The 12272-nt window shown below is 70.0% G+C and carries 10 protein-coding genes and 4 tRNA genes; 12 read left to right on the top strand and 2 right to left on the bottom strand.

Annotated features, from left to right (window positions below; all coding sequences use genetic code 11):
- The first annotated feature begins 27 nt into the window (after positions 1 to 27).
- The 3 genes from ACYVJE_RS14755 to ACYVJE_RS14745 are packed head-to-tail and all read left to right on the top strand — an operon-like array spanning position 28 to position 2740.
- On the top strand, positions 28 to 1380 hold the full coding sequence (locus tag ACYVJE_RS14755; protein ID WP_461144905.1) for a replication initiator: 1353 nt from the start codon (positions 28 to 30) through the stop codon (positions 1378 to 1380).
- 2 nt (positions 1381 to 1382) lie between these two features.
- Positions 1383 to 1556, top strand: coding sequence for a helix-turn-helix domain-containing protein (locus tag ACYVJE_RS14750; RefSeq protein ID WP_461144904.1), 174 nt, complete (start codon positions 1383 to 1385; stop codon positions 1554 to 1556).
- Entirely contained in the window at positions 1556 to 2740 is a 1185-nt protein-coding gene (locus ACYVJE_RS14745) for a tyrosine-type recombinase/integrase (protein WP_461144903.1), read from the top strand. The genes ACYVJE_RS14750 and ACYVJE_RS14745 overlap by 1 nt, the downstream gene beginning before the upstream one ends.
- 115 nt (positions 2741 to 2855) lie before the next feature.
- Here the strand turns inward: ACYVJE_RS14745 and ACYVJE_RS14740 are convergent.
- Both ACYVJE_RS14740 and ACYVJE_RS14735 read right to left on the bottom strand, forming a co-directional pair.
- Positions 2856 to 2927: transfer RNA gene (locus ACYVJE_RS14740), tRNA-Val, on the bottom strand.
- 74 nt (positions 2928 to 3001) lie between these two features.
- Complete coding sequence (locus ACYVJE_RS14735; RefSeq protein WP_459156616.1) at positions 3002 to 3514, bottom strand: TIGR02611 family protein; 513 nt, start codon at positions 3512 to 3514, stop codon at positions 3002 to 3004.
- Positions 3515 to 4323: 809 nt separating this feature from the next.
- On the opposite strand from ACYVJE_RS14735, the gene ACYVJE_RS14730 reads away from it, so the two are divergent.
- From ACYVJE_RS14730 to ACYVJE_RS14690, 9 genes are all read left to right on the top strand, one after another.
- The gene (locus ACYVJE_RS14730) at positions 4324 to 4749 is read left to right on the top strand and encodes an SsgA family sporulation/cell division regulator (RefSeq protein WP_459156617.1); all 426 of its coding nucleotides are present in this window, start codon (positions 4324 to 4326) and stop codon (positions 4747 to 4749) included.
- A gap of 169 nt (positions 4750 to 4918) precedes the next feature.
- A tRNA-Gly gene (locus ACYVJE_RS14725) sits at positions 4919 to 4990 on the top strand.
- Positions 4991 to 5028: 38 nt separating this feature from the next.
- A tRNA-Cys gene (locus ACYVJE_RS14720) sits at positions 5029 to 5100 on the top strand.
- 1 nt (position 5101) lies between these two features.
- Positions 5102 to 5173 (top strand) — tRNA-Val (locus ACYVJE_RS14715).
- Between the two features lie 439 nt (positions 5174 to 5612).
- Positions 5613 to 6653: a LacI family DNA-binding transcriptional regulator gene (locus ACYVJE_RS14710; RefSeq protein ID WP_461144902.1), complete on the top strand. Its 1041-nt coding sequence runs from the start codon at positions 5613 to 5615 to the stop codon at positions 6651 to 6653.
- 631 nt (positions 6654 to 7284) lie between these two features.
- Positions 7285 to 8589 (top strand): MFS transporter, encoded by a 1305-nt coding sequence (locus ACYVJE_RS14705; RefSeq protein ID WP_461144901.1) that lies wholly within the window; start codon positions 7285 to 7287, stop codon positions 8587 to 8589.
- A complete protein-coding gene (locus tag ACYVJE_RS14700) occupies positions 8586 to 8969 on the top strand; it encodes an L-rhamnose mutarotase (protein WP_461144900.1) in 384 nt (127 codons plus the stop codon). The genes ACYVJE_RS14705 and ACYVJE_RS14700 overlap by 4 nt, the downstream gene beginning before the upstream one ends.
- Positions 8966 to 10141 carry an L-rhamnose isomerase gene (gene rhaI, locus ACYVJE_RS14695; RefSeq protein ID WP_461144899.1) on the top strand — a complete coding sequence of 392 codons (1176 nt, stop codon included), beginning with the start codon at positions 8966 to 8968 and terminating at the stop codon, positions 10139 to 10141. Before ACYVJE_RS14700 ends, rhaI begins: the two co-directional genes overlap by 4 nt.
- A gap of 84 nt (positions 10142 to 10225) precedes the next feature.
- The gene (locus ACYVJE_RS14690; protein WP_461144898.1) at positions 10226 to 12271 is read left to right on the top strand and encodes a bifunctional aldolase/short-chain dehydrogenase; all 2046 of its coding nucleotides are present in this window, start codon (positions 10226 to 10228) and stop codon (positions 12269 to 12271) included.
- Position 12272: the final 1 nt, after the last annotated feature.

Here is a 12272-nt window from a genome sequence, read left to right as displayed (position 1 = left end):
CCACGTTTTGGGAGGTGACCGCTCCTCGTGGTGCTACCCGCACTCTCCACCACTGACCCGCTGACCCGCCGTCTCCAGGCTCCCGACTACGACACGTGGCGAGCGAAAGTCCAATCCACCGGCGGGTGCCTGAACCCGGTGCACCTGTCCGGCCGCTGGGTCATCACCGACGCGGCCACCGGCGCCGAACTCAAGTCCGCCCAGGGGCAGATTCTTGCCCCGTGCGGCAATCGCCGCGAATCGGTCTGCCCCGCCTGCTCCGACCGCTACGCCGCCGATGCCTTCCACCTGCTCCGCGCCGGCCTCGCGGGCGGCTCGAAGGGGGTTCCTGAGGGGGTCTCGGGCAAGCCCCGGCTGTTCGTCACGCTGACCGCCCCGAGTTTCGGAGCCGTGCACAACCGGCCCACGACCAAGACAGGCAAGCCCCGCCCCTGCCGCTGCGGCACCCGGCACCACGAGTACGACTCGCGGTTGGGCCAGCCGATCGACCCGGCCTCGTACGACTACACCGGCCACGTGCTCTGGCAGGCCCACGCCTCCCAGCTCTGGCACCGCTTCACCATCGCCCTGCGCCGGCACCTGGCCCAGGCCGTCGGCCTGCGGGTCCGAGACTTCACGAATCACGCCCGGCTGTCCTACGCCAAAGTCGCCGAGTTCCAGAAGCGCGGGCTCATCCACTTCCACGCCGTGATCCGCATCGACGGCCCCGGCGGCCCCGCCGACGAGACCCCTCCGTGGGCCACAACAGCCCTGATCACCGAGGCCATCCGCGGGGCCCACCGCGATGCCCGGCTTCCCGCCCCGGACGTGGACGGGCAGTCCCGGGAGTTCACCTGGGGCGAACAACTGGACATCCGCCCCGTCCAACCGGCCGAAGCGAGCCGGTTCGAAGACACCAGCGGGGCGATCTCCGATGACCGCATCGCCTCCTACGTGGCCAAGTACGCCACCAAAGGCACCGGCAAGTCCGAGGCAGCTGACCGCCGGCTCCGATCCCGGTCGCACATCGAGCTCATCCCCACCAGCGAGCACCACCGACGGATCATGCGCACCGCCTGGGACCTCGCCGAGAACGAAGACCTGGCCGAGCTCAAGCTGCGCCACTGGGCGCACATGCTCGCCTTCCGCGGCCACTTCCTCACCAAATCGAAGCGCTACTCCACCACCTTCAAACGCCTCCGCGGCGACCGCCAACGGTTCCGGCTGGAAGAGAACCTCGCCGACCTCGGCGTGACCGAGGACTCCGTGCTCGTGGTCAACCACTGGCAGATGACCCACGTCGGCCACAACTCCGAGGAGGAACGCGAACTCGCCGAAGCCATCGGCAACCGTACCCGCGAACTCCGAAAACTCAAATACGCCAACGAAAGGAAGGATTGAAGATGATTCAACGTGAAACGTACACAGTGGACGAAGTAGCTGGTCGCTTGGGGGTATCGCGAAGCGTCGTCTACCAGCAGGTCAGGCAGGGCGTGATCCCATCGCTCCGACTCGGCAAGCGATGGGTCATTCCGTGTTCACGGTTCCACGCCTGGCTGGACGGGGAGGTTTCCTGATGGCGTTCATCACCGCTACTCCCAGCGGAAAGTGGCGCGCGAATTGGCGCGATCCCGCGGGCAACCAGCGCGCGAAGACGTTCCGCACCAAGCGTGAGGCCAAGACCTTCGTTGCGCAGATCGAGACCGACATGGCTCACGGGAGCTACGTCTCACCGCACTCCGGTCGAGTCCCCTTCCGCGACTACGCGCAACGCTGGATGGAGTCCTGGACGACCGAGCGCACCACAGCAGCACGGGACGAATCGATCATGCGCAACCACGTGTTGCCGCAGTGGGGCGATTGGCCTCTCGGCAACATCGATCACATGGCTGTGCAGACCTGGGTCAGCGACCTGACCGACTCGCTGGCTCACGCCACGATCGTCGAATGCCACCGGCTCACGTCGGCGGTGCTGCGATCTGCGGTGCAGAACAAGATGATCCAGCACAACCCGTGCGAGGGAGTACGACTCCCCAAACGGCAGAAGCGGGGGCAGCGGATCATGAACAGGACGGATGTCCTCGACAAGCTCTTGCCCGTCATTCCCGAGTACTACAAGGGGGTTGTCGCGACTGCGGCGGGCACTGGTCTGCGCTGGTGTGAGATCGCCGCCTTGTGCACCGACGCCGTCGATCTGGACAACGCCACCCTCACCGTGAAGCGAACGGTCATCGAGGTGAAGGGCCATACGTCGTTCAAGGCGATCCCGAAGACGACTGCCGGCATCCGCACCGTTCCCCTCCCCTCGTGGTTGGTCGCCGTGATCAGTGATCACGTGGCCACCTGGCCTCCTGAGGAGGGTGGCTTGATCTTCCCGAACACGGTCGGCAAGCCACTGCGTCGAACTCTCTTTCGCACTCGCGTGTGGAAGCCGTCCCTGGTGCGGGCTGGTTTGCTGGGGCACCTGACCCCCACCGATACGGGCTTCCTAGCCGAGTGGACGGATCGGGAAGGCCGCCGGGTGTCGGAATGGTTCCAGTCGCGGGAAGCCGCCGTCAGCCACGTAGCGCGGCGCGCGGGTGACGCTCCGACGTTCCACGATCTGCGGCATTCGTACGCCACATGGTTGGTCGACGATGGCGTCCCCGTGAACATGGTTCAGCGCGTCATGGGGCACGAACGGTCGTCCACCACCCTGGATCTCTACACTCGCCGCACGGACGGCGGGGACCGGATCCTGCGAGCCCTCGGGGACACCTGAGCCGGGGCCCTGCTGATCCTGATGCTGACTGTGTGCTGACTGACCCCGTCGCCGGAACGGAGAAAAGGCCTGGTCTTCACCTCTCGCTGAGGTGTTGACCAGGCCCTTTGCCAGGTGGGCGATGCTGGGTTCGAACCAGCGACCTCTTCGGTGTGAACGAAGCGCTCTCCCGCTGAGCTAATCGCCCTCATCGGCCGCGCGGGCCGTTCTGTTTTCCGCCGCCTCCCCGTTGGCGACATGGACAACTTTACACGATCGATCTCAGGCCCCGAACAGGGGGGAGGCCAACCACGTCCAGTGCAGGTCGAACCACGCCCCGACCAGCTGGAACGCACCGACTGCCCAGAGCGTGGCCAGCACGACCACACCGGTGCCCGCCGCGACGCCGCACTTCACGACGGCGTGCTGCCGCCCGAGCCAGTGCACCCAGCGGCGGTACTGCCGCCCGGCGAAGGCGCTCACCCGGTGGGCCGCCTTGAACTCCGTGGCCAGGATGCCGAGGCCGGCGAACACGATGAGCCACCCCGGCCCCGGGTACGGGATCAGCACGAACCCGCACAGCAGCACCGCAACGCCGAGGACGCCGACGAGGAAGCGGTAGCTCACGTTCAGGGCGGGCCTGCGGCGGATGCGCTCCCGGTGGAGGCGCAGGCGCGCCCGCGCGGCCCGCACGCCCTCGTTTCCCGCACCGGCGTCCCCCGCGCCGGCGCCCGCCCGCGTCGCGGCGTGCTCCGGCGAGTCGTCTCCGCGGCGCTCGCTCGGCTCGTTCAGCACGTCCTCCCGTCGGCCGGTACTGGGACAATCGGATGACGCCAGCGTAGTGTCGGAGCGGGGTGCTCGACCACGGCCGGGCATTCGAGCACGCGGGTACCGCCCACGGGATGCTCGCCCGCGGGCACTCGAGCACCGGGGCGCAGCGCCGGGCGCGACCGGGACTGCCGCCGGCGGGGCCCGCAGACGCGTTCACGCTCCCGCAACGGCCACGACTCGCGGAGTTCGATTCTCATCACATTGTGACCTCGACCTCACTCATGGGGCCTGTGGCGGCCCTGTGTGACTCCAGAGCGAAGCATGCCGTTAACCCGTTCTGATGAAACTCCGTGGTCAGCATCTCAGGTGCGTGCGCGCTCGGGAGTGTGCCCTGATGACAAGCCCCCTATCCTGGACGTAGCGTTCGGCGAGTCGATGACGTGCGACATCGGTACGCGATCGACCGCCGGTCGGCGTCCACGGCGGGGTGTGCACAGCGTGACTGCCAACACCACGACACCGGGCAAAACCGTCACAGCGCGTTGCGAGATCCGGGGCGCGTGATCGATGGTTCTCAGCACTCCACCGCGGGCGGAGTCGGATGCGTCCCTGGGGGCCGTACGGCACTGCGTACCCACCGGCATCCAGCACAGCAGAACAGAACGCGTGCCACCGCCCCGATGAACAGCAGTCGAGTCGGTGGATCGGCAACCACGTTCCTGCCCCATCCGGGTGATCTCTGCCGTTTCGGCGAGTGTGCGGGCGGGATACGGCGTCACAACTGTGAAGCTTGGCCGGGAGATCGGCCGGGCGGCAGCAGGAAGGGGAGGACAATGCGCAACGATCACGTGACCCTGCGTTCCACGGCAGTTTTCGATCTGCTCGCGCCGCAAGCTCCTGCGGTTCCCGTGCAGGTGGAGCTGCGCTACGACACCCGCGATCCGTACGCCGTCGTCGCGGCGTTCCGGACCGGGCGTGCCGGCTGGGTGGAATGGGTCTTCGCACGTGACCTGTTGGCTGATGGACTGATCGCGAACGCGGGCGAGGGCGACGTCATGATCCGCCCGGCGGCGGACGATCCGGAGGTCGTCGTCGTGGAGCTGAGCTCGCCGTCCGGCCACGCGATGTTCGAGGCCTCGGCGCAGGAGCTCGCGGACTTCCTGGACCGCACCTACGACGTCGTGGTCCCGGGCAACGAGAACCAGTGGGTCGACGTCGACGAGGCGCTCACCCGCATGCTCCCGCACGACCTGGGCTGACCTCGAAAGAAGCGGAGCGCGGGTGCCGCACCGCGGGGATGCTCCGGAGCGGAACCGACCCCCCTTTGATCACCGTTCAGCCGGTGTTCTAAGGTACTTGGTGCAGGCGGTGCACGGCAGCGGTCGGTTCACCCGAGGGTGTCCCCGCGAGTCGAGCGCCGCGGGCTAGGCGGATGTAGCGCAGCGGTAGCGCATCAGCTTGCCAAGCTGAGGGTCGCGGGTTCGAATCCCGTCATCCGCTCTACGGGTTCACGTCTTGTCACGCGCGCCGTGACTTTCGGCGGAGTGGCCGAGTGGCTGAGGCAAGGGCCTGCAAAGCCCTGTACACGGGTTCGATTCCCGTCTCCGCCTCGCGCGATTAGCTCAGCGGGAGAGCGCTACCTTGACACGGTAGAGGTCGCTGGTTCGATCCCAGCATCGCGCACTTCTGAAATCCCTTGATCGCGCTCCGAGGCGGGGTCGAGGGATTTTTCGCACCGACTGCTGGAACCGCTCTCCGCTGCAGGTCACTGCTGCGCAACCCGGAGAGGCGACGGACCCGTCCGGACGCTCGCGCAGGCGGGCAGCACCACCGCCGCGGCGGCGACGAAGAACTCACCCCGCGCCTCCCGCACCGCCGATCTGCGCCAGTGCGAGATCGGTGCAGCCGGCTCCCCGGGAGGCTGAGGCGGCCTCCGCCGTCGACCGCGCCCCGCCCGCGCGGAACCGCGGTCGCCACGTCCTCCTCGCGCTGGGCACCGCCTCGCCGAGGCGGACCCGAGCTCGCCGCGCTGCCGATGACCGCTGCCGCGGCCGCGCAGCACCGCACCCCGGGCACGACCGGTGATTGAATCGTTATATACTGGGCACGAAGCGGATTTCCGGTGAGCAGCGGAGGACGGGTGTCGACGAGCGGTGACGGCAGTCGGACCGTCAGCATCAAGGACGTGGCCCGGCACGCCGGGGTGTCGATCGCGACGGTGTCCAACGCGCTCAACCGCCCCGAGCTGCTGTCCGCCGCCACCCGCTCCCGCGTGGTGGGCGCGATCGACGAGCTCGGCTACGTGCGCAGCGAGTCCGCCCGCCAGCTCCGCGCCGGGCAGAGCCGGATCCTCGGCCTGCTCGTGCTGGACATGCGCAACCCGTTCTTCGTCGGCGTGGCCCACGGGGCCGAACGGGCCGCCCGGGCCGAAGGCCTCGGAGTGATGCTCTGCGACAGCGCGCAGGACTCCTCCGCCGAGGAGCTGTACCTGTCGCTGTTCGCCGAGCAGCGCGTGCGGGGCGTGCTCGTCACGCCCACCGACGTCTCCGCGCACAACCTGGACCCGCTGCGGCGGCACGGAATCCCCTACGTCTACGTCGACCGGGTCGCGAACGAGGACGAGGCCTGCTCCATCTCGGTCGACGACGTCAGCGGCGGTGAACTCGCGGTCGGCCACCTCCTCGAGCAGGGCCACGAGCACATCGCCTACGTCTCCGGCCCGATGACGCTGGCCCAGTGCCGCGACCGCCAGCAGGGCGCGTGGCAGGCCTGCGACGCCGCAGGCGTGGACCGGGGGGCGGTGGCGCTGCTGGAGACCACCAGCCTCGACGTGGAAACCGGGCGGGACGCCGGGGCGCGGCTGCTGGGGATGCGGCCGCGCCCGACGGCGGTGTTCTGCGCCAACGACCTGCTCGCGCTCGGCGTGCTGCAGGCCATGGTCTCGGCCGGGGTGCGGGTGCCGGACGAGGTGTCCCTCGTCGGCTACGACGACATCGACTTCGCCTCGGCGGCCGCCGTCCCGCTCACGTCCGTGCGCCAGCCCGCCTTCCGCATGGGCGAGACCGCCACCGAGCTGCTGCTCCACGAGGACGCCGAGCACGAGCACCGCCACGTCGTGTACCAGCCCGAGCTGATCGTCCGCGAGTCCACGCTCCGCCGCTGACCGCGGCGGGAGCTCCGGCCTTCTCCTGCGCGGCTCCTGCACGTCCCGCCCCGCACGCGCTCGGCGGTCGCGCCCCCTGCACGGAGGCCCCTGCGCGGCTCTGCTCCCTGCACGCTCCGCCCCGCACACCGCTCCCTGCTCGCTGCCCCCTGCGCGCTGCCTCTCCGCGCGCCTTCCTCCGCTTCCCGTACGCGTCCGCGTGCCGCGCCCCGACCCGGCCCAGCCCGGCCCGTCCCGTCCAACACCGCCGAACACATCTCTCCCGTTCGTGATCCCACCGACACGCCGGAAACCTGGGGACAAGCCGCACCCCTGTGGACAACAGGCACTCCACTCGTGTGGGGACGGCGTCCAATTTTCATGAAAATTGCGCTCTCTGGAACGGGTCCAGAGTGAGCGGGCCCCGCGTCGCCGCGCGGCACCTCCGGTCGGCCCCTCTCCCGAACCCGGTCGGTCCCCTCTCCCGCTCCCCCTCGCGCCCGGTCGACCCCGACCGCGCGCCAACTCGGGTGAACCGTTTTCGGGCGAGCCCTTGTGTTCCCGGGGCGCCACCCTTACCGTCCTTTAAACGATTTAAGGCCAAGCGGGGCACCTCAGGCTGGGGCGCCAACGTCGATGGACGGGAGGACCGATGGGGGTCCGAGCGGGGCGCAAGCCCACGACGGGCTGGCGGGCGACGATCGCCGTGGCCATGTCGAACTACATCGAGGCCGGCTCGATCATCGCGATCGCCACCAGCATGAGCCTGTGGCAGGAGCGGTTCGGCCTGGACAACCTCGCCGTCGGGCTGCTGGCCTCGCTCAGCGCCAACGCCTTCGGCGCCGCGGCCGGTGCCGCCATCGGCGGTCCCCTCTGCGACCGCTACGGCCGGAAGTTCATCTACACCTACGACCTGCTGCTGTACATGCTCGGCGTGCTGCTGGCGGTCTTCGCCGCCTCCTACGGCATGCTGCTCACCGGCTTCGTGCTCACCGGCATCGCCGTGGGCGCCGGGGTCACCGCCTCGTGGACCTACATCGCCGAAGAAGCACCACCCGGCCAGCGCGCCGCCCACGTGGGCACCGCCCAGCTCGCCTGGTCGATCGGCCCGACGGTCGGCTACCTGCTCGCCGTGGTCGTCGCCCCGCTCGGCCTGCTCGGCAGCCGGCTGATCTTCGCGCACCTCTTCGTCGTCGCCGCCGTGACCTGGTGGGTCCGGCGCGGCCTGCCCGAGTCGCGGATGTGGACCGACCGGCAGGACCGGCCGGGCCGCGCCTCCTTCCTCAGCGGCCTCGGAGCGCTGTTCAGCAAGAGGGCCAACCTCACCGCGCTGCTGTTCCTCTTCGGCGTCTACGCGCTGTGGAACACGGTCGCCGGCCAGACCGGCATCTTCCAGCCGCGCGTGTACGAATCCGCCGGCGTCACCGCGGAGACCGAGCAGTACCTGCTGCAGGTGCTCGTCTGGGGCTGCACCAGCCTGGCCACCTACCTCGGATTCATGCTGCTGGCCGACCGGGTCAGCCGCCGCTGGCTGTACTTCGGCGGCGCCGCGCTGGGCATCGCCGCGTGGGCCGCGCTGATCTACGCGCCGCCGACGACGGGCACGATGCTGTTCTTCGCCATCGGCTGGGGCCTCTCCGCAGGTGTCGGTGCCCAGGCCTTCTACGGGCTGTGGACCAGCGAGCTGTTCGCCACCCCGTACCGCGCCAGCGCCCAGGGCGTGCTGTTCCTGTCCTCCCGCGTGCTCGTGGGGGCGCTCAGCGTGTGGTTCCCGGTGCTGCTGGCCGAGATCGGGCTGCGGGGCCTCGGGCTGCTCATCCTGGGGCTGCTCGCGGCCGCTCTGCTCATCGGCACGGTGTGGTCCCCGGCCACGCGGGGCAAGAGCCTGCGCCAGATCGAGCGCGAGCGCTACGGCGCCGCCACCGCCGAGGAGGAACCCGCGGAGGTCCGGTCGTGACCGCGCGCGTGTGCTTCCAACTGCAGGTCGACCCGAACCGCCTCGAGGAGTACCGGCGCCGGCACGCCGCGGTGTGGCCGGAGATGCTCCGCGCGCTCGAAGCCTCCGGCCGGCGCAACTACTCGCTGTTCCTGCGCGAGGACGGGTTGCTCATCGGCTACTACGAGACCGAGTCGGTGACCGGTTCCCAGGCCCACCTCGACGCCTCCGCCGTGGCCGCGCGCTGGGAGGCGCACATGTCCGACCTGTTCGTCGACACCGGCGGCAGGGCCGATCAGGCCGCGGCGCCGCTGGAGGAGGTCTTCCACCTCGAAGACCAGCTGTCCGGTCCGCACGACGCCGAGGACGTCGAAAACTCCGACGACGAAGGAGGACGATGAGCACCCCGCCCCGTTTCGCCGACATCACCGGCGCGCTCTCCCGGATGTCGATCGAACTGCCCAGCTGGGCCTTCGGCAACGCGGGCACCCGGTTCAAGGTGTTCAGCACCCCGGGCACCCCGCGCAGCACCGAGGAGAAGATCGCCGACGCGGCGAAGGTGCACGAGCTGACCGGCCTGGCACCACGGGTGGCGCTGCACATCCCGTGGGACGAGGTGGACGACTTCGGGAAGCTGCGCACCCGCGCCGAAGACCTCGGCGTGCAGCTGGGCACGATCAACTCGAACACGTTCCAGGACGAGATCTACAAGTTCGGCAGCCTCACCCACTCCGATCCGACCGTGCGGCGCACGGCGATCGAGCACCACTTCCGGTGCATCGACATCATGCACGCCACCGGCTCGACCGACCTGAAGATCTGGCTGGCCGACGGCACCAACTACCCCGGCCAGGACTCGATGCGCGCCCGCCAGGACCGGTTGGCCGAGTCGCTGGCCGAGATCTACGCGCGGCTCGGCCCCGAGCAGCGGCTGGTGCTGGAGTACAAGTTCTTCGAACCGGCCTTCTACCACACCGACGTGCCCGACTGGGGGACCTCGTTCGCCCAGGTCAGCGCGCTCGGCGACCGGGCTTTCACGTGCCTGGACACCGGGCACCACGCACCGGGCACCAACATCGAGTTCATCGTCATGCAGCTGCTGCGGCTGGGCAGGCTCGGCTCGTTCGACTTCAACTCCCGGTTCTACGCCGATGACGACCTCATCGTCGGCGCCGCCGACCCGTTCCAGCTCTTCCGCATCCTGCACGAGGTCATCGCCGGCGGTGGCCTCGACGCGGACTCGCCGGTGCGCTTCATGCTCGACCAGTGCCACAACATCGAGGAGAAGATCCCGGGCCAGATCCGCTCGGTGCTCAACGTCCAGGAGATGACCGCCCGCGCGCTGCTGGTCGACACCGAGGCGCTGGCCGCGGCGCAGCAGCGGCACGACGTGCTCGGGGCCAACGAGGTCCTCATGGACGCGTTCCAGACCGACGTCCGCCCGGCGCTGGCCGAGTGGCGGGCCTCGCGCGGCCTGCCGGCGGACCCGATGCGCACCTACGTCGAATCCGGGCACCAGCAGTACCTCGCCGACGCGCGCGTCGGCGAGGTCCAGGCCGGTTGGGGAGCTTGAGTCCCGGGGAGTTCGAGTCCCGGGGAGTTCGAGACCCGGGGAGTTCGAGGAACGGCGGCAGCGAGCACAGGAGGAGAGGACGGAATGGTCTCCGACGCCGACCGCGTCAAGCGGGAGCTGATCAGCAGGAGCAACCGGCTCGGCTCCGAGCCGAAGAACACCAACTTCGCCGGTGGCAACGCCTCGGCCAAGGGCAGCGACGTCGACCCGGTCACCGGCGGTCCCGTCGAGCTGCTGTGGGTCAAGGGCTCCGGCGGCGACCTGGGCACCCTGACCGAGCAGGGCCTCGCGGTGCTGCGGCTGGACCGGCTGCGCGCGCTCTCGGACGTCTACCCCGGCGTCGACCGCGAGGACGAGATGGTGGCCGCGTTCGACCACACCACGCACGGCAGGGGCGGCGCGGCCCCGTCCATCGACACCGCGATGCACGGGCTCGTGGAGGCCGCGCACGTGGACCACCTGCACCCGGACAGCGGCATCGCCATCGCCACCGCCGCGGACGGGCCGGAGCTGACCCGGCGGATCTTCGGCGACGAAGTGGTCTGGATCCCGTGGCGCCGGCCCGGTTGGCAGCTCGGCGAGGACATCGCCGAGGTCAAGCGGCAGAACCCGCAGGCGGTAGGCACGGTCCTCGGCGGGCACGGCATCACCGCCTGGGGCGGGACCAGCGAGGAGTGCGAGCGCAACTCGCTGCGGATCATCGACACCGCGGCCGACTACATCGCCCGCCACGGCGAGCCGGAACCGTTCGGCCCGGTGCTCGACGGCTACGAGCCGCTGCCGGAGGAGCAGCGGCGCGCCAAGGCCGCCGCGCTCGCACCGGTGCTGCGCGGCCTGGTCAGCACCGACAAGCGGCAGGTCGGCCACTTCACCGACAGCGAGGAGGTGCTCGACTTCCTCTCCCGCGGCGAGCACCCGCGGCTGGCCGCGCTCGGCACCAGCTGCCCCGACCACTTCCTGCGCACCAAGGTCCGCCCGCTGGTGCTGGACCTGCCGGCCACGGCCTCGGTCGAGGAGTGCACCGCCCGCCTGCGGGAGCTGCACGACCAGTACCGGGCCGACTACACCGCCTACTACGAGCGCCACGCCGAGCCCGACTCGCCGCCGATGCGGGGTGCCGACCCGGCGATCGTGCTGATCCCCGGTGTGGGCATGTTCAGTTACGGCGCCGACAAGCAGACCGCTCGCGTGGCCGGCGAGTTCTACGTCAACGCGATCAACGTGATGCGCGGCGCGGAGGCGCTGTCGACCTACTCCCCCATCGAGGAGCGGGAGAAGTTCCGCATCGAGTACTGGGAGCTGGAGGAGGCCAAGCTCAAGCGCCGTCCCGCGCCGAAGCCGCTGGCCGGGCGCATCGCGCTGGTCACCGGCGCCGCCTCCGGCATCGGCAAGGCGACCGCCGAGCGGCTGGCCCGCGAGGGCGCCAACGTCGTGGTGGCCGATCTGGACCTGGACGAGGCCCGGCAGGCGGCCGCGGAGATCGGCTCGACCGACGTAGCCGCGGGCGCGCGGGCCGACGTCACCGACGAGGAGCAGGTGGCCGCGGCGGTGCGGCAGGCCGTGCTGGCCTTCGGCGGGCTCGACCTGGTCGTGAACAACGCGGGCATGTCCCTGTCCAAGCCGCTGCTGGAGACCACCGAGGCCGACTGGGACCGCCAGCACGACGTGATGGCCAAGGGCTCGTTCCTGGTCAGCCGCGAATCCGCGCGGGTGATGACCGAGCAGGGGCTCGGCGGCGACCTGGTCTACGTCGTGTCGAAGAACGGCGTGTTCGCCGGCACCAACAACATCGCCTACTCGGCCACGAAGGCCGACCAGGCGCACCAGGTGCGGCTGCTGGCCGCGGAGCTCGGCGAGCACGGCATCCGCGTCAACGGCGTCAACCCGGACGGGGTGGTGCGCGGCAGCGGCATCTTCGCCGGCGGCTGGGGCGCGCAGCGCGCCGCGCACTACGGAGTGCCGGAGGAGGAGCTCGGCTCCTTCTACGCCCAGCGGACGCTGCTCAAGCGCGAGGTCCTGCCGGAGAACGTGGCCGACGCCGTGTTCGCGCTGACCGGTGGCGATCTCAGCCGCACCACGGGCCTGCACGTGCCGGTCGACTCGGGCGTGGCCGCCGCGTTCCTGCGTTGAG

Source organism: Salinifilum aidingensis (assembly GCF_054782015.1).
Note: the sequence above shows the minus strand (reverse complement) of the source record. Positions and strands in the feature narration are given on the sequence as shown.